Below are 16,510 nucleotides of genomic sequence, written 5' to 3'. Positions count from 1 at the left end.
CCGAGGAGGCGCCCAGCCACGCAAGGAGGCGCCCAGCCGCCCGAGGAGGCGCTCAACCGCGTAAGGAGGCGCTTAGCCGCCCGGCGATCTCCGCCGTACCGTTGGGATATGGCTGACGACAGTGTCCGGGGCGACCAGGCAAACAGGCTGCCCACCACGGAGGAGGAGTGGCGGGTCCGGCTCACTCCCGAGGAGTTCAAGGTGCTCCGCCAGGCCGGCACCGAGCGCTCGTGGACCGGCGAGTACGTGGACACCAAGACCGAAGGCACCTACCACTGCCGGGCCTGCGGGGCGGAACTCTTCGCCAGCGCCACCAAGTTCGACTCGCACTGCGGCTGGCCGAGCTTCGACCAGGCGCTGCCCGGCGCGATCCGTTACCTGGAGGACCGCTCGCTCGGCATGGTCCGGATCGAAGTACGGTGCGCCACCTGCGACTCCCACCTAGGGCACCGCTTCGACGGCGAGGGCTTCACCCCGACGAACGCCCGGTACTGCATCAACTCGATCTCGATGCGCCTCGACCCGTCGACCACGTAGAATCGTCGCAGATGCGATGAAACGGGAAAACGGGGGAATTCGACAATGGCGACGACCTGCGAGGTCTGCGGCAACGACTACTGGCTGGCCTTCGAGGTCCGCACGATGAGCGGGGACGTGCACACCTTCGACTCGTTCGAGTGCGCGGCGCACAAGCTCGCCCCGGTCTGCGAACACTGCGGCATCCGGATCATGGGGCACGGCGTCGAGGTCTCCGGCCGGTTCTTCTGCTGCGGGCACTGCGCCCGGGTCGTCGAGGGCGAGCGCGGCGCGGAGATCCGGGACGCCGTCGGCGCCCGCCCGGCCTGACCCGCCACCCGGGTTCCCGACTCCCGCACAGACCGGGCCACAGACCCGGCACGGCAAGGCCCAGCGCGGCCGCCCACCCGCCGGGTCGCCGTCCACCCGCCCGATCGCCCGTCCACCCGCCCGATCGCCCGTCCACCCGCAGGATCGGCCGTCCACCCGCCCGATCGCCTGGGCGGCGGCCAGCGCTCGGGCACGCCTACCATCGCGGGATGCACCAGTCGCAGACGCCACCGCTGGAGGCGAACCCCGCGGACCGGGTCGAGTTCCGGGTCGCCTCGTTCGCCGACCTCGACGCCCGGACCCTGCACGACCTGCTGAAGCTGCGGGTCGACGTCTTCGTGGTGGAACAGGAGTGCGCCTATCCCGAACTCGACGGCCGGGACGTCGAGCCGGGCACCCGGCACCTCTGGCTGGCCCGGGGCGGTGCGCCGATCGCGTACCTGCGACTGCTCGCCGACCCGGGCGGGGTGGAGCGGATCGGCCGGGTCGTGGTGGCCAGGGAGGCCCGGAGCGGCGGGTACGCCGGACGGCTGATGACCGAGGCGCTGGCCGTGGTCGGCTCCCGGCCGTGCGTACTCGACGCCCAGGCGCACCTGGTCGACTTCTACGCCCGCCACGGCTTCACGGTGAGCGGCCCGGAGTACGTCGAGGACGGCATCCCGCACGTGCCGATGCGCCGCGACCCGGCGGACCGGGCCGAGGCGACGAGCTAGTCTGCCTGGCCAGCCCCGCCCGACGGTTCGGACGGAACTGCCCGCCGATCGCGGGCATTTGCGGGGTTCGTGCCGGCCGGGGTTGCTGACCCGACCCGGCCACCTCTAGCCTCCCGAGCACCGCCGTGGAAATCCGCCCCGGCGCCTTTCCACGCATCCCTCTGGAAGGTCTACATGCGCCCCCTCCTGCCCTTGGCCCGGATCGGCGTGGCCGTCACCGTGGTCGCACTGACCACGGTCGCCGCCGCCACGCCGGCCGGTGCCCAGGAGCCCGAGTCACCGTACGCCGCCGCGTACCCGTCGCTGCCGGTCGTGGTCAACGTCGCCGAGAACGCGACCAAGCCCAAGCCGGTCACGCTCACCATCGACAACTACTCGCGCGTCGCCGCCCGCAACGTCTCGGTGAAGGTCGACGCCTCCGGGCTGCCCGCCGCCATCACCGCCACGCTGCCCGGTCCGGACCAGGGCTGCGCCGTCTCCGGCGCGGTGGCCACCTGCACGCTCGCGGAACTCGCGGCCGAGACGACGCACACCTACACCATCGGCGTCGCACCCGGAAACCTCGCCGAGACCCCGTGGGGCGGCACCATCACCGCTACCTCCCGCGCGGAGAACACCATGGGCGAGGCCAGCACGGAGGGCATCGTCCACGTCAGCGGCCCCGGCATCGACCTGGTGATCGGCCGGATCGCCGACGTCGAACTGAAGGCCGGCGCCTCGACCAACGTGCCAATCTCGGCCCGCAACGACGGCACCGTCGCCGCCGACGCGGTCGCCGTGGTGATCAGCACCACCCACTACCTGGAACTGCCCAACCCGTACGAGAACTGCCTGTACAGCCGGGACGACCTCGCGCTGACCTGCATTGTGGACGGAGCGGTCGGCCCGGACGAGACCTTCGAGATCGATCCCGCGACGCCGCTGCGACTCAAGGTGGCCGACAAGGCGGCCGGTCCGGACACCTACGGGGTCTGGGCCTCGGTGTTGCCGCTGACCGACGACGAGGCCGAGCAGCGGCTCAGCCAGGCAGGCAACAAGTCGAGCGGCAAGCGGCTCCGGCTGGTCCCGACCAGCAAGGCGTTGCGGGCCCCGGCTGAGGACCTGAACTACGACGACAACGTGACCGAGTTCTCCGTGAAGGTGCCGCTGCACGAGGCGGACAGTGTCGCGATCGGGGCGACCGTCAACGGCGCGGTCGACGAGACCAGGTCGATCCGGGTCGGCATCCGCAACGACGGCCCGGCGAACACGCTCACCCCGAACGAGGAGTGGTCGTCGTCGGCCGATGTGGTCCTGCCGGCCGGCCTGTCGGTGCTCAAGGTCGACGAGCAGTGCGAGCCGAACACCGACAACCCGGACGGTGCGGATCGGCGGGGAGTGGTGGACGGCTTGTCGTACCACTGCTGGCCGTCGGAGCAGCTCCAGTCGGGTAGGACCTGGCTCTTCGACTTCACGGTCAAGGTTGCCGGCGAGCCCGGGGCGGCCGGCTCGATCGTCGTCGACGGCGGCGTACAGGACAAGAACACCGGCAACAACACCGCTCCGATCACGCTGGAGACCGGTGGCGCCGGCGGTGGCCTGCCGGTGACCGGTGCCCGGGCCGGGCTGGTCGCGCTCGGCGGCGTGCTGCTGCTCGCCGCCGGCGTACTCGGCGTCGTCGTGGCCCGGCGCCGCCGGATCGTCACGGTCGTCGACTGACGCTCCTATCGACGGAAGGAGTAGGGGCAGCGGCGCGACGCGGTTGCCCCTACTCCTCTCCGGCCAGGTGCTGCCCGGCTGCGGCCGTGTCCGGATCTGACGCGGCACCACCGATGGCAGTGCGGCGCGCTCGCGTCACGGCAGCGCGTTGACCAGTTCGCCGATGCTCCGGCGCCGGCCGGTGTAGAACGGCACCTCCTCGCGGACGTGCCGGCGGGCCCGGGAGGCGCGCAGGTCGCGCATCAGGTCGACGATCCGGTGCAGCTCGTCGGCCTCGAAGGCGAGCAGCCACTCGTAGTCGCCGAGCGCGAACGAGGCGACCGTGTTGGCCCGGACGTCCGGATAGCCGCGCGCCATCCTGCCGTGCTCGGCCAGCATCTCCCGGCGCTCGGCGTCGGGCAGCAGATACCACTCGTAGGAGCGGACGAACGGGTAGACGCAGACGTACCCCCGGGCCGGCTCGCCGGCCAGGAACGCGGGTACGTGGCTCTTGTTGAACTCCGCCGGCCGGTGCAGCGCCATCTGCGACCAGACCGGCGCCAACTGCCGACCGAGCGCGGTACGCCGCAGCCGCCCGTACGCGTCCTGGAGCGCGTCGCTCGACGAGGAGTGCCACCAGATCAGCAGGTCCGCGTCGGCACGCAGCCCGGAGACGTCGTAGCTGCCCCGTACCACCACGTCCTTGCCGGCCAGCTCCTCGAAGAGCGACTCGACCTCGGCCGCGATGCCGTCCCGGGCCTCGGGCAGCGGGCCGGTCGCCCGGAACACCGACCACATGGTGTAGCGAATGCTCTCGTTCAACTCGCGCAGCCGCGCCGCGTTGCTCTGCTCCACGCTGCTCTGCTCCAGGTTGCCCTGCTCCGCGCCACCGGTCTGTTCCGCAGTCATGTCCTCGATACTCCCAGCACCTTGATGATCTCCTCGGCCGCGGTCTCGCCGGAGCGTACGCAGACCGGAATCCCCACCCCGTCGTAACCGGCGCCGGCCAGCACCAGGGTCGGGTGTGCGGTCCGCAGCGCCGCCCGGGCCGCGGCCACCCGGTCCAGGTGGCCGGGGGCGTACTGGGGCAGCGCGCCGCCCCACCGTTGCAGGTGGCTGTCGACCGGCTCCGGCAGCTCCGCACCGAGCAGCCCGGACAGCTCCCGGTGCACCGCCGAGACCAGCTCGTCGTCGGCGCGTTGCAGCAGGTGCTCCTCGCCGTGCCGGCCGACCGAGGCACGCAGCATCAGGGTGCCGTCCGGCCGGCGCAGGTGCGCCCACTTGCTGGTGAAGAAGGTGGCCGCCTTGACCAGGGTCCCCTCGGTCGCCGGTACCAGGAACCCGGACAGGTCGGCCGGCAGCACACCGCCACCGACCGCCGGCAGCACACCGCCACCGACTGTCAGCACCGCAGCGCCGCCGCTCGCCGGCAGCACACCGCCGTCACTCGCCGCCGCCCCGGCGGGCGGGCCGGGCAGGGCCAGGCTGACCAGCGCCACGCTGGCGTAGTCGAGCCGGCCGACCAGTGCGCCGACCGCCACGTCGACCCCGCCGAGCAGCCGGGCGGCGGGCCGGGCCGGCAGGGCCAGCACCACCGCGTCGACCTCGACCAGTTCCGGGTCGCGGGTCGGGCCGATCACCAGCCGCCAGCCACCGGGTACCGGCAGCAGTTCCCGGACCGCCGCGTTCAGCCTGATCTCGGCCCGGGCCGCCTCGGCGGCGGCGGTCACCAGCCGGCTCACCCCGCCGTCGACGGTGGCGAAGACCGGAGTGCCGGCCGGCCGGGGCGCGGCGGCCAGTGCCGCCCGGACCGCCCCGGTCAGGGTCGGCTCGGTGCGCGCCGCCCGGGCCAGTCCCGGCATCGTGGCGGTCAGCGACAGCTCGTCGGCGCGGCCGGCGTAGACCCCGCCGAGCATCGGGTCGACGAGCCGGTTCAGCACCTCGTCGCCGAGCCGCCGCCGGACCAGCTCGCCGACCGTCGGGTCCTCGTCCGGGCCGACCAGCGGGCGGCCCTCGTCGGTGTCCCGCTCCGCCGCCGGCCGGGCCACCGCAGCCACCGCGGCCAGGTCACCGGGTACCCCGACCAGGGTGCCCGGGGGCATCGGCCGCAGCTCGCCGCCGATCGCCAGTGCGGCCCGGCCGATCGCCGGGTGCACCAGCGCGTCGGCCAGCCCCACCCGGCGGGCCAGGGCGACCGCCGCCGAGTCCCCGCCGGCCGGGTCACGGGTCAGGAACGCCTCGGCGCCGAACTCGACCGTCGTACCGGCCAGCGACCCGGTACGCAGCTTGCCGCCGAGCGCGCCGGACTGCTCGTACACGGTGATCTCGGTGCCGGCGGGGAGCCGGTCCCGCAGCCGGAGCGCGGCGGCCAGCCCGGTGATCCCGCCGCCGACCACGGCGATCCGCGGCCCGCCGGACCGTGTCGTGTCGTTCACCCCCGTGCCCGCCTTTCGATCAGCTCGCGGACGCCTCGTGGACCAGTGCGACGACCCGGGTCAGCACGTCCGGATCGGTCTCCGGCAGCACGCCGTGCCCCAGGTTGAAGACGTACCCGGGAGCGGCGGCGCCCTCGCCGAGGACCCGGCGCACCTCGGCCTCGACCACCGGCCAGGGCGCGAAGAGCACCGCCGGGTCCAGGTTGCCCTGCACCGCCAGGTCCGGCCCGATCCGCACCGTCGCCGCGTCCAGCGGGGTACGCCAGTCCACCCCGACCACGTCCGCGCCGGCCTCGCCCATCGCGCCGAGCAGCTCGGCGGTGCCGACCCCGAAGTGGATCCGCGGCACTCCCGCGTCGGCGAGCCCGCGCAGCACCGTCGTCGAGTGCGGCAGCACGAACCGCCGGTAGTCGGCCGCGGAGAGCGCCCCGGCCCAGGAGTCGAAGAGCTGCACCGCCGAGACGCCAGCGCCGACCTGCACCCGCAGGAAGGCGAGGGTGATCTCGGCCAGCCGGGCCAGCAGCGCGTGCCAGACGTCCGGGGCGCCGTGCATCAGCGCCTTGGTGCGTACGTGGTTGCGGGACGGCCCGCCCTCGACCAGATAGCTGGCCAGGGTGAAGGGCGCACCGGCGAAGCCGATCAGCGGGGTCTCGCCGAGTTCGGCGACGAGCAGCCGTACCGCCTCGTCCACAAAGGACACATCGGAGGGGTCGATGGTGCGGATTCGGTCGACGTCGGCGAGGGTGCGTACCGGTTCGGCCACCACCGGCCCGGTGCCGGGCACGATGTCCAGGTCCACCCCGGCCGCCGCCACCGGTACGACGATGTCGCTGAACAGGATCGCCGCGTCCACGCCGTGCCGGCGTACCGGCTGGAGGGTTATCTCGGTGACCAGCTCCGGCCGGCGGCACGACTCCAGCATCGGGATCCCGGCCCGCACCTCGCGGTATTCCGGCAGCGAACGCCCGGCCTGCCGCATGAACCAGACCGGGGTGTGTGGCACCGGCTCCCGCCGGCAGGCCCGCACGAACGGCGAATCGGCCGGGCCACCCAGGGCCGGTTGGTCGTCTCGGGCCGCGTTGCCCGCAGTCGTGGTGCTCATCGGCGCAATCGTGCCACGCGCCCCGATCCCGGCGACGCGCACCGCCGGGTTTTGTGGCGTGCCAGACGTACCGCTGCGCGGGTCTGTCGGGCCGACCGCAGTGCGGGTCTACCGGGCCGACCGGGCGGGCTGACCGGCGCGGCGCCCCACCACGGCGCCGACGATCGGCTTAGGCTGCGGATATGGCCTCCCCGATCGTCCAGCCCGAGACCTTCGCCCGCGCGGTGGCCGGGTTACGGTCGGCGGCGCCGCGCGCGGAGATCGTACTGGAGGAGGTGGGCGCCCCCCAGCGGCTCGCCCCGTACGCCTTCGCGCTGGCCGCCACCGTGCGCCGTGACGACGAGGAGGTGGCCACCGGCCGGCTCATCCTGCTGCACGACCCGGCCGGACACGAGGGCTGGGAGGGGACGCTGCGCCTGGTCACCTACGTCACCGCCGAGCTGGAGATCGACCTCGCCGCCGATCCGCTGCTCCCCGGCGTCGGCTGGACCTGGCTGACCGACGCGCTCCAGGTGCGGGACGCCACCTACCGGGCGCTCGGCGGCACGGTGACCCAGACCATGTCGACCCGGTTCGGCGAGCTGGCCGGCCCGCCGGCTGCCGGTGACATCGAGATCCGCGCCTCCTGGACCCCGGTCGGCGACGACCTGCGGGCGCATCTGCTGGCCTGGTGCACGCTGCTCGCCTCCACCGCCGGGCTGCCGCCGCCCGGTGTCACCGCACTGCCGCACTCCCGGCCGGCCGGCGCCGCCTGACCAGCCGCAACTTCCGCCGAACCTCGTACGCCCCAACCGCTTCGGCGGACCTCAGCCGCCCCACCGGACCCGACTCGCCGGACCGGCTGCGCGACCCGAATCTCGGCGAAGACTAGGGTTGCCAGGTGACCGACGAACCACCCCTGCGCCGTCGGGCCGCGCAACGCCGAGCAGGGGACGAGCCGCACAGCCTTCCGGTGTCCGCGCCGGATCCCGAGACAGTGGGGCCCGACCCAACGCCCGGCGGGCCCGTACCGCTTCTCACCCCTCGCGACGGCACTCCGGCCCCCGTCGAGACACCCGCCGGCCTGGCCGACCTGGTGTCCCGGTTCGGGGCCGGCACCGGCCCGGTCGCCGTCGACGCCGAGCGCGCCTCCGGCTACCGCTACAGCCAACGGGCCTACCTGGTCCAGCTCCGGCGGGCCGGGGCCGGCACCGTGCTGATCGACCCGCTACCGCTCGGCGACCTCCGCACCCTCGACGAGGCGATCGCGGACGCCGAATGGGTGCTGCACGCCGCCAGCCAGGACCTCGCCTGCCTCGCCGACCTCGGGCTGCGACCGAGACGCCTCTTCGACACCGAGCTGGCCGCCCGGCTGGCCGGCTTCGAACGGGTCGGCCTGGCCGCGCTGACCGAACAACTGCTCGGCTTCACCCTGGAGAAGCACCACTCGGCGGCGGACTGGTCCAGCCGGCCGCTGCCGGAGTCCTGGCTGACCTACGCCGCGCTGGACGTGGAGATGCTGACCGAGCTGCGGGACATCCTCGCGGCCGAACTGGAGCGCCAGGGCAAGGAGAAGTGGGCGGCCGAGGAGTTCGCCGCGCTGGTGGCCTGGGGTGCCCAACCGGCCCGGCAGCGGCCGGACCCGTGGCGGCGGACCTCCGGCATCCACCGGGTACGCGGCGCCCGGGCGCAGGCCCGGGTCCGGTCACTCTGGTACGCCCGGGACGAGATCGCCGCCCGCCGTGACTCGGCACCCGGCCGGGTGCTCCCCGACGCCGCGATCATCGCCGCCGCCGAGATGGACCCGAAGGACGAGCGCACCCTGCTGATGCTGCCCGGCTTCGGTGGCCGCTCGGTACGCCGGCTCGTCCGGACCTGGCTGGACGCCCTCGCCGACGCCCGGCAACTGCCGGACGACGCGCTGCCGGTGAGCCCGACGATCGACGGGCCGCCCCCGCCACACCGCTGGGCCGAGCGGGATCCCGTGGCGGCGGCCCGGCTGGCCCGGTGCCGCGAGGTGGTGACCCGGATCGCCGCGACACACACCCTGCCGCCGGAAAACCTGATCACCCCGGACTCGGTACGCCGGCTGGCCTGGATCCCGCCGGAGGAGATCACTCCGGACACGGTCGCCGAGACCCTGCGCGGGTACGGCGCCCGGGGCTGGCAGGTCGGCCTGATCGCCGAGGAACTCGCGGTGGCGCTGGCCGAGCCGACGGCCTGACCCGTCCGCACCGGCCCGCCGGCGGCACAGCTCTCCGGCGGGCCGGCATGGCAGCACTCGCAGGCGAGTTCGTCGATGCTTCAGGCGGCCAGCGCGTGCACGGTCCAGATCAGTCAACGGTGCAGGTGCAGGGCGGGTCGGTGGAGGCCGAGCAGCTCGTCGCGGACCCGGCACCACTGCACGGCGTGCCGGATGCCGTCGACGACGGAATACTCCGGCTTCCAGTCGAGCAGCAGCCGGGACCGGGTGCTCCGGGTGAACGAGCCGGCCCCGTCGCCGGGGCGGGGCGGCGCCTCCCGGGTACGTACCGGCCCGACCGCCTCGGCGAAGGCGGCGACGAGTTCCCGGACGGTGGTGCCGTCCCCGGTGCCGAGGTTGACCGCCTCCACCGACCGGTCACCGCCGGGCGGCAGGATCCCGTCGAACCGGCGCAGCGCACAGACGTGTGCCCGGGCCAGGTCCCAGACGTGGATGTAGTCCCGGAGTCCCGAGCCGTCCCGGGTGGGCCAGTCGGTGCCGGTGATCAGGAACTCCCCGCCGTCGCTCCAGGCGTCGATCAGTTTGCCCAGCGCGTGCGTCGGCCGGGGCACCTGGAGACCGGTACGCAGCAGCGGATCGGCACCGATCGGGTTGAAGTAGCGCAGCGAGAGCGCCCGCAGCGGGGTCGCCTCGGCGGTGTCCGCCAGCACCGCCTCCATCATCGCCTTGGTCCGGGCGTACGGGCTGGCCGGCTCCAGCGGTGAACTCTCGTCCACCGAGAGGTCGGCACCGGTACGGTAGATCGCCGCCGAGGAGCTGAAGACATAGCGGGTGACCCCGTTGCGGATCACGTGTTCGAGGAAGTCGAGCGACTTGGCGACGTTCTCCCGGTAGTAGCGCAGCGGCTCGCTCACCGACTCCGGCACCACGATCAGTGCCGCCGCGTGCACCACCGCGACGATCTCCGGGTGCTCGGCGAAGATCCGGTCCAGCAGCGCACCGTCGGAGATGTCGCCCTGGTAGAAGATCCGCCCCCGGGTGAACTCGACCCGGCCGGTGCAGAGGCTGTCCAGGATCACCGGCTCGATGCCCTCGTCCAGGCAGGCCGACGCGATGGTGCTGCCGATGAAGCCGGCACCGCCGGCGACCAGCACCTTCACCCGGACTCTCCTGGCTGGATTCGAGTAGCGTGGCTGATTCGGAGGCTGATTAGGAAGCTTTTTCGTTATTGCTCGGTGTTTAGACGGCAATAGCGGGATTACTGAGCACCCAGCCGGACGATATGTGGTCCGAGCCACACGGGGGGCGCAAACGGCGTTAGTTACTGGCTAGTAGCATCCGAGGTACCCGCCCATCCAGGCCCCTGCGGCAAGGAGGCTCCAGTGCCCCGTGAAGTCCGGGACGTCGTCTTCGTCGACGGCGTCCGCACCCCGTTCGGCAAAGCGGGTGGGATGTACGCCCACACCCGCGCCGACGACCTGGTGATCCGCTGCATCCGCGAACTGCTGCGGCGCAACCCGCAACTGCCGCCGGAGCGGGTCGACGAGGTGGCCATCGCCGCCACCACCCAGATCGGCGACCAGGGCCTCACCATCGGCCGTACCGCCGCGCTGCTCGCCGGGCTGCCCAGGACGGTGCCCGGCTACGCCATCGACCGGATGTGCGCCGGGGCGATGACCGCGGTCACCACGGTGGCCGGCGGGATCGCGATCGGCGCCTACGACCTGGCGATCGCCGGCGGCGTCGAGCACATGGGCCGGCACCCGATGGGCGAGGGCGTGGACCCCAACCCGCGGATCCTGGCCGAGAAGCTGGTCGACCCGTCCGCCCTGGTGATGGGCTCCACCGCGGAGAACCTGCACGACCGGCTCCCGCACGTCACCAAGGAGCGCGCCGACGCGTACGCGCTCGCCTCGCAGGTCAAGACCGCCAAGGCGTACGCCAACGGCAAGCTCCAGCCCGACCTGGTGCCGGTGGCGACCCGCGACCCGGAGACCGGCTGGGAACTCGCCACCGTCGACGAGGCGCCCCGGGAGACGTCACTGGAGAAGCTCGCCACCCTGAAGACGCCGTTCCGCCCGCACGGCAGGGTCACCGCCGGCAACTCGGCCGGGCTCAACGACGGGGCCACCGCCAGCCTGCTCGCCGCCGAGGACGTCGCCCGGGAACTCGGGCTGCCGGTGGCGATGCGGCTGGTGTCGTACGGCTTCGTCGGGGTGGAGCCGGAGGTGATGGGCTACGGCCCGATCCCGTCCACCGAGAAGGCGCTGCGGATCGCCGGACTCTCCATCGACGACATCGGCCTCTTCGAGCTGAACGAGGCGTTCGCGGTGCAGGTACTGGCCTTCCTCGACCACTTCGGCATCGCCGACGACGACCCCCGGGTCAACCAGTGGGGCGGGGCGATCGCCATCGGCCACCCGCTCGCCTCCTCCGGGGTACGGCTGATGACCCAGCTCGCCCGGCAGTTCGCCGAGCACCCCGAGGTGCGGTACGGCCTCACCGCGATGTGCATCGGCATCGGCATGGGCGGCACGGTCGTATGGGAGAACCCGATGTGGGAGGGGGACAAATGACGGTTCCGCGTAACCCGAACGAGGTGATCACCCGGTCGCTGCTCCGGCTGGTGGACGTGCCAGGGCTGGACCGGCCGGCCGCACTGATCACCCTGGACAACGGCCTCGACCACACCAAACCGAACACCTTCGGCCCGGCCGGTCTGTCCAGTCTGGACAACGCCGTCACCGAGGCCCTCGCCGCCGAGCCGGCGTTCGTGGCGGTGACCGGCAAGCCGTACATCTTCTGCGTCGGCGCCGACGTGACCGGCATGCCGCTGCTCGCGGACCGGGACCAGGCCCGCGAGATCGGCCGGCTCGGCCACCGGGTCTTCGGCCGGCTGCGCACCAGCGCCGTGCCGACCTTCGCCTTCGTCAACGGCGCCGCGATGGGCGGCGGGCTGGAGTTGGCGCTGCACTGCCACTACCGGACGCTCTCCGGCGGCGCCGCCGCGCTGGCCCTGCCCGAGGTCTCGCTCGGTCTGGTGCCGGGCTGGGGCGGTACCCAACTGCTGCCCAACCTGATCGGCATCGTCGGTGCGGCCCAGGTCGTCATCCAGAACCCGCTGACGCAGAACCGGATGCTCAAGCCGAAGCAGGCCGCCGAGCTGGGCATCGCGGACGTGCTGCTGGAGCCGGCCGACTTCCTGGAGCGCTCGCTGGAGTGGGCCGGGCAGGTGGTGCGCGGCGAGATCCAGGTGACCCGGCCGGAGGTCGACCGGGAGATGTGGGACGGCGTGCTCTACTTCGCCCGGCAGACCCTGGACGAGCGGCTGCACGGCGCGGTCCCGGCGGCCTATCAGGCGCTGGAACTGCTGGAGCTGGCCCGCGAGGCGCCGGCCGGCGCCGCCGACGGCGACCCGGACGGGCTGCCGCCGGGGATGGCCGCCGAGGTCGAGGCGCTGGCCGAGCTGATCTTCAGCGAGGAGCTGCGCAGCGGCCTCTACTCCTTCGACCTGGTGCAGCGCCGGGCCAAGCGGCCGGTCGGGGCACCGGACAGGGAGCTGGCCCGGCCGGTGACCAAGGTCGGCATCGTCGGCGCCGGCCTGATGGCGTCGCAGCTCGCGCTCCTCTTCGCCCGCCGGCTCCAGGTGCCGGTGGTACTCACCGACCTCGACCAGTCCAGAGTGGACAAGGGCGTCGGCTACGTGCACGCCGAGATCGACAAGCTGGTCGGCAAGGGCCGGCTTTCCGAGGGTACGGCCGCCAAGCTGCGCGCCCTGGTCAGCGGCTCGGTCGACAAGGGCGTCTTCGCCGACGCCGACTTCGTGATCGAGGCGGTCTTCGAGGACCTGGCCGTCAAGAAGCAGGTCTGGGCCGAGCTGGAGAAGATCGTCTCCCCGGAGGCCGTACTCGCCACCAACACCTCCTCGCTCTCGGTCAGCGCGATGGCCGCCGACCTGGAGCACCCGGAGCGGGTGGTCGGGTTCCACTTCTTCAACCCGGTCGCCGTACTGCCGCTGCTGGAGATCGTCCGGGGCGGGCGGACCGACGACGCCACCCTGGCCACCGCGTTCGCGGTCGGCAAGGAGCTGCGCAAGTCCTGCGTACTCGTCGCCGACGCTCCCGCGTTCGTGGTGAACCGGCTGCTGACCCGCTTCCTCGGCGAGATCTTCGCGGCCGTGGACGCCGGCACCCCGCCCGAGGTGGCGGACGCCGCGCTCGACCCGCTCGGCCTGCCGATGCGCCCGCTGGCGCTGCTCCAACTCGTCGGGCCGGCGGTGGCGTACCACGTCGGCGGGACGCTGCACGCCGCCTTCCCGGACCGGTTCGCGGTCAGCGAGAACCTGCGGCGGATCGCCGAGTCCGGTAGGCCGCTGGTGGTCGACGGCGAGGTCAACTCCGAGGTGGCCGCGCTGCTGGAGGTCGGTTCCGCGCCGCTGACCGCCGAAGAGGTACGCCGGCGGGCGCTGGACGCGCTCGCCCAGGAGGTCCGGCTGATGCTGGACGAGGGTGTGGTCGCCGAGCCGCAGGACATCGACCTCTGCATGATCCTCGGTGCCGGCTGGCCGTTCCACCTCGGCGGCGTCACGCCGTACCTGGACCGGTCCGGCACCTCCGAGCGGGTCACCGGCCGCCGCTTCCTGCCCCGGGGCGCGGCCAGCCTGCCCGGCTGACCAGTCCCACCCCACCTATCCCCCCACGATCGCGGTGATCAGGGACCTGTCCCGGCGAGTCGCACGGCGCGCTGTGCGACCCGGTCCCTGATCACCGCGATCTGCCCGGACACCGGCGGCGTACGGCGGTACGGCATCAGTCGATCCGCGACCGCCAGCCCTCGACGTGGGTCGGCGCCGTGCTGTTCTGCCTGCCCGGCCGGGCGGGGGCGCCGGCCGGGCAGGGATCAAGATTCGCGTACCGGACTGAACGGCCACTGGACACCGACTGGATTCGTCTCCCGTACGCCGGACCCGCCCGGCGAAGGCGGCTGTCCCGGCCGAATGCGTCGCCGCTAACAGCTTGGGGCGGACAGTGGCATCCCCTTGGCACCCGGAGTTCTCCGCCCCGTGGGTGATCACCGACTGTCCGGTCAGTCCAATGATCGTTTCAACACATGCGAACGACCTGCCGGTATGCAAACCTCTCCGCAGAAGTTCCACGACACACGGCGACAGTTCCCCGACCGTGGCGGCACCGCAGGCGTCCCGCTACCGGGGAACCGTCGCCGGGGACAGCACGACCGGAAGGAGAATCGTGGCGAACCTCGATATCGCCCTCAAGGGCGCGATGAGCATCGACGGTGCGATCGGCGTCGCGTTGGTGGACTACACCAGCGGCATGACGCTCGGCGTCGCAGGAGGAACCGCCGAGTTCGACCTCACCGTCGCGGCGGCCGGCAACACCGAGGTGGTGCGGGCCAAGATGCGGACGATGGAGATGCTCAAGCTCAACGACACGATCGAGGACATCCTGATCACCCTCGGCAGCCAGTACCACGTGATCCGGCCGCTGCGCTCGCAGACGGGCAAGGGCCTCTTCCTCTATCTGATGCTCAGCAAGAGCCGCGCCAACCTCGCGCTCGCCCGGCACCAGCTGCGCACCATCGAGGAGAGCATGGAGTTGTGAGCACTCTCGACAACCCCGAGAGAACTTTGCCCCGACGAGTAGCCGAGGCCCGGTCGGACCAGGTCGCCGACGAGCGGTACGGCGCGCCGGTGCCCCGCCTCGACCGGCTTCCGCACGTGGCGATCGACACCGTCCTGTCCGACCTGCGGCTGCTGATCCCCGGGGTGCGCGGTTGCGTCCTGGGCGGGGTCGACGGACTGCTGATCACCCACAACCTGCCCGAGGACGCCGACCCGTGGGACCTGGCGGCGCTCGCCGCCACCAGCTTCGGGATCGGCCGGCAGGTCGGGCTCCGGCTCCGGCAGGGCGCGTTCCGGGAGTCCACCGTACGGAGCCAGGACGGCTACCTCAGCGTCTACATGGCGGGTCCCAGCGCCCTGCTCGGGGTGATCGGCGAGGACGCCATCAACGTGGCCCGGCTGCACCTGCACGCGCCGACGGCGGCCGAACGGCTCGCCGCGCTGCTCGCCACCGCCCGAGACTCCTGACCCCGGACGCGGGATCCCGAGTTTCCCGAACGGTTCTGGCAGCCGGACGGGGCCTCGGCGGCAGCCTGGCCGGCCCGCGCCACCGAACGCGTACACCAGGCCGCCCGGTTAGCCCGGCCGCCCCTGCTCGCCCGGCTGTCCCGTTAGCACGGGCCCCGCCACACCGCTGCCGGTGCGGAGGGGCCCGCCACGTCCGTACTACCGGTTCACCGCCGGTACGCCGGGCTCAGCCGGCGCGCTCGGCGGCGCTCCGCTCGACGCAGAACTCGTTGCCCTCAGGGTCGGCGAGCACCGCCCAGCCGGTGCCGTCCGGCCGCCGGTGGTCGGCGACCAGGCTGGCGCCCAGCCCGAACAGCCGGTCGACCTCCTCGTCCCGGGTCCGGTCGGTCGGTTGCAGGCAGACGTGCAGCCGGTTCTTGCCGGACTTGCCCTCCGGCACCCGTTGGAAGAAGACCTGCGGCCCGACGCCGTCCGGCGCCAGCAGCGTGATCTCGTCGTCGCCGGGCTGGTCTTCCGGGCGCAGGGACCGGTCCAGCACCTTCGCCCAGAAGCTGGCCAAGGTGTACGTGTCGGCGCAGTCGAAGCTGATGTTGTGGATGACGGAACTCACGAATCCTCCGTGTTGGAGTGTGCGCCTCGCGGAGGAACGCGGATCGGTCAGCGGTGGCCGAGGCGAGGCGCGGGACAGGACAGCGCAACCATCAACCGCACCTCCCTCCGATGATCCGGGCTGACGGCGGCAAGCCTGTCACAGCGGCACGGGATCGGCAACAGCCAGCCGGAAGCTCAGGAAACGTTGGTGGTCAGACCTTGAGGATGTCCACGTCGTACTGCGCGATCGACATGTCGCGAGAGGCCAACGTGAAGCCTTCCACTGCTGCTTGCGCCACCAACATCCGGTCGAATGGATCGCGGTGATGAGGTGGGAGGCGACCGGCGGCGATCGCGTGGGCGTGGGTCACCGCCAATTCGCGAAAGCCCATGTCTCGTACCCGCTCTGCGAGGTCGGACGGTCCGGTGAGCTTCCCAGCCGTCTGCTTGATGGTGATCTCCCACAGACTGACCGGAGAGAGGAAGATGTCCGGGTCGCGGCGAAGCCGGTCAAGGAACTCCGGGTCCAGAGTCGCATCACCGGCGATGGCCCAGAGCGCGACGTGGGTGTCCAACAGCAGGCTCATGCGCCGATGCCAAAGTCGGCGGCGATCTCGTCATTGGTCTGGGGCGAGTCCCAGTCACCTGACAGGTCCAGCTGTCCGGCGAGGGAGCCGATGGCCGTGCGGTTGACCCGGTGCACCAGCGGCACGACTTTCGCCACCGGGGTGCCCGCCCGGTCGATGATGACCTCCTCGCCACGTTCCACTCGCTCGATGATCCGCGACAGGTGGGTCTTGGCGTCATGCATGTTGTAGTGCACGGCTTCGGACGACATGACCACCTCCCGGGTTA

General features: G+C 72.4%; 17 protein-coding genes. 10 read left to right on the top strand and 7 right to left on the bottom strand.

The features are described 5' to 3' along the window. Window positions 1-108 precede the first annotated feature (108 nt). The 4 genes from msrB to Pma05_RS30940 all read left to right on the top strand — a co-directional run bounded on the left by msrB (window position 109) and on the right by Pma05_RS30940 (window position 3,257). Window positions 109-537: a peptide-methionine (R)-S-oxide reductase MsrB gene (gene msrB, locus Pma05_RS30955; RefSeq protein WP_203861031.1), complete on the top strand. Its 429-nt coding sequence runs from the start codon at window positions 109-111 to the stop codon at window positions 535-537. Between the two features lie 45 nt (window positions 538-582). Next, window positions 583-846 carry a metallothionein gene (locus Pma05_RS30950; protein ID WP_107258665.1) on the top strand — a complete coding sequence of 88 codons (264 nt, stop codon included), beginning with the start codon at window positions 583-585 and terminating at the stop codon, window positions 844-846. 209 nt (window positions 847-1,055) lie between these two features. Next, complete coding sequence (locus tag Pma05_RS30945; RefSeq protein ID WP_203861030.1) at window positions 1,056-1,559, top strand: GNAT family N-acetyltransferase; 504 nt, start codon at window positions 1,056-1,058, stop codon at window positions 1,557-1,559. Window positions 1,560-1,733: 174 nt separating this feature from the next. After that, window positions 1,734-3,257 carry a hypothetical protein gene (locus Pma05_RS30940; RefSeq protein WP_203861029.1) on the top strand — a complete coding sequence of 508 codons (1,524 nt, stop codon included), beginning with the start codon at window positions 1,734-1,736 and terminating at the stop codon, window positions 3,255-3,257. 135 nt (window positions 3,258-3,392) lie between these two features. On the opposite strand, the gene hemQ is transcribed toward Pma05_RS30940, so the two are convergent. From hemQ to hemE, 3 genes are read right to left on the bottom strand one after another with little or no spacing between them, the layout of a single operon-like run. Continuing rightward, the gene (gene hemQ / locus Pma05_RS30935; RefSeq protein WP_203861028.1) at window positions 3,393-4,145 is read right to left on the bottom strand and encodes a hydrogen peroxide-dependent heme synthase; all 753 of its coding nucleotides are present in this window, start codon (window positions 4,143-4,145) and stop codon (window positions 3,393-3,395) included. Further along, entirely contained in the window at window positions 4,142-5,632 is a 1,491-nt protein-coding gene (gene hemG, locus Pma05_RS30930; protein WP_372441583.1) for a protoporphyrinogen oxidase, read from the bottom strand. Before hemG ends, hemQ begins: the two co-directional genes overlap by 4 nt. Window positions 5,633-5,690: 58 nt before the next feature. Next, window positions 5,691-6,773 (bottom strand): uroporphyrinogen decarboxylase, encoded by a 1,083-nt coding sequence (hemE, locus tag Pma05_RS30925; protein ID WP_203861027.1) that lies wholly within the window; start codon window positions 6,771-6,773, stop codon window positions 5,691-5,693. 182 nt (window positions 6,774-6,955) lie between these two features. Here hemE and Pma05_RS30920 point away from each other — a divergent pair, with 182 nt between their 5' ends. Next, window positions 6,956-7,528 carry a DUF3000 domain-containing protein gene (locus tag Pma05_RS30920; protein ID WP_203861026.1) on the top strand — a complete coding sequence of 191 codons (573 nt, stop codon included), beginning with the start codon at window positions 6,956-6,958 and terminating at the stop codon, window positions 7,526-7,528. Window positions 7,529-7,653: 125 nt separating this feature from the next. After that, complete coding sequence (locus Pma05_RS30915) at window positions 7,654-8,976, top strand: ribonuclease D (RefSeq protein ID WP_203861025.1); 1,323 nt, start codon at window positions 7,654-7,656, stop codon at window positions 8,974-8,976. Window positions 8,977-9,089: 113 nt separating this feature from the next. On the opposite strand, the gene galE is transcribed toward Pma05_RS30915, so the two are convergent. Next, complete coding sequence (gene galE / locus Pma05_RS30910; RefSeq protein WP_203861024.1) at window positions 9,090-10,115, bottom strand: UDP-glucose 4-epimerase GalE; 1,026 nt, start codon at window positions 10,113-10,115, stop codon at window positions 9,090-9,092. A 222-nt stretch (window positions 10,116-10,337) separates the two neighbouring features. Between galE and Pma05_RS30905 the strand changes: the two genes are divergently transcribed. The 4 genes from Pma05_RS30905 to Pma05_RS30890 all read left to right on the top strand — a co-directional run bounded on the left by Pma05_RS30905 (window position 10,338) and on the right by Pma05_RS30890 (window position 15,064). Further along, entirely contained in the window at window positions 10,338-11,531 is a 1,194-nt protein-coding gene (locus tag Pma05_RS30905; RefSeq protein ID WP_203861023.1) for a thiolase family protein, read from the top strand. Continuing rightward, entirely contained in the window at window positions 11,528-13,627 is a 2,100-nt protein-coding gene (locus tag Pma05_RS30900) for a 3-hydroxyacyl-CoA dehydrogenase NAD-binding domain-containing protein (protein ID WP_203861022.1), read from the top strand. Before Pma05_RS30905 ends, Pma05_RS30900 begins: the two co-directional genes overlap by 4 nt. 577 nt (window positions 13,628-14,204) lie before the next feature. After that, a complete protein-coding gene (locus Pma05_RS30895) occupies window positions 14,205-14,576 on the top strand; it encodes a hypothetical protein (RefSeq protein WP_203861021.1) in 372 nt (123 codons plus the stop codon). A 26-nt stretch (window positions 14,577-14,602) separates the two neighbouring features. Then, entirely contained in the window at window positions 14,603-15,064 is a 462-nt protein-coding gene (locus tag Pma05_RS30890; RefSeq protein WP_203861020.1) for a roadblock/LC7 domain-containing protein, read from the top strand. A 226-nt stretch (window positions 15,065-15,290) separates the two neighbouring features. Here Pma05_RS30890 and Pma05_RS30885 read toward each other — a convergent pair whose 3' ends face one another. The 3 genes from Pma05_RS30885 to Pma05_RS30875 form a co-directional block, all read right to left on the bottom strand. Continuing rightward, window positions 15,291-15,674, bottom strand: coding sequence for a VOC family protein (locus tag Pma05_RS30885; protein ID WP_203861019.1), 384 nt, complete (start codon window positions 15,672-15,674; stop codon window positions 15,291-15,293). 193 nt (window positions 15,675-15,867) lie between these two features. After that, a complete protein-coding gene (locus Pma05_RS30880) occupies window positions 15,868-16,242 on the bottom strand; it encodes a type II toxin-antitoxin system VapC family toxin (RefSeq protein ID WP_203861018.1) in 375 nt (124 codons plus the stop codon). After that, entirely contained in the window at window positions 16,239-16,493 is a 255-nt protein-coding gene (locus tag Pma05_RS30875; protein WP_203861017.1) for a type II toxin-antitoxin system Phd/YefM family antitoxin, read from the bottom strand. The genes Pma05_RS30880 and Pma05_RS30875 overlap by 4 nt, the downstream gene beginning before the upstream one ends. Between the last annotated feature and the right edge of the window lie 17 nt (window positions 16,494-16,510).

The organism is Plantactinospora mayteni, from assembly GCF_016862935.1.
In the GTDB taxonomy this organism is placed as follows: domain Bacteria; phylum Actinomycetota; class Actinomycetes; order Mycobacteriales; family Micromonosporaceae; genus Plantactinospora; species Plantactinospora mayteni.
This window is presented reverse-complemented; position numbering and strand designations above follow the sequence as displayed.

Coding starts and splice junctions, on each gene's coding strand:
- Pma05_RS30945 (WP_203861030.1), top strand. CDS start 1,056: ATGCACCAGTCGCAGACGCCACCGCTGGAGGCGAACCCCGCGGACCGG.
- hemE (WP_203861027.1), bottom strand. CDS start 6,773: ATGAGCACCACGACTGCGGGCAACGCGGCCCGAGACGACCAACCGGCC.
- Pma05_RS30900 (WP_203861022.1), top strand. CDS start 11,528: ATGACGGTTCCGCGTAACCCGAACGAGGTGATCACCCGGTCGCTGCTC.
- hemQ (WP_203861028.1), bottom strand. CDS start 4,145: ATGACTGCGGAACAGACCGGTGGCGCGGAGCAGGGCAACCTGGAGCAG.
- Pma05_RS30950 (WP_107258665.1), top strand. CDS start 583: ATGGCGACGACCTGCGAGGTCTGCGGCAACGACTACTGGCTGGCCTTC.
- Pma05_RS30880 (WP_203861018.1), bottom strand. CDS start 16,242: ATGAGCCTGCTGTTGGACACCCACGTCGCGCTCTGGGCCATCGCCGGT.
- Pma05_RS30920 (WP_203861026.1), top strand. CDS start 6,956: ATGGCCTCCCCGATCGTCCAGCCCGAGACCTTCGCCCGCGCGGTGGCC.
- Pma05_RS30875 (WP_203861017.1), bottom strand. CDS start 16,493: ATGTCGTCCGAAGCCGTGCACTACAACATGCATGACGCCAAGACCCAC.
- msrB (WP_203861031.1), top strand. CDS start 109: ATGGCTGACGACAGTGTCCGGGGCGACCAGGCAAACAGGCTGCCCACC.
- Pma05_RS30940 (WP_203861029.1), top strand. CDS start 1,734: ATGCGCCCCCTCCTGCCCTTGGCCCGGATCGGCGTGGCCGTCACCGTG.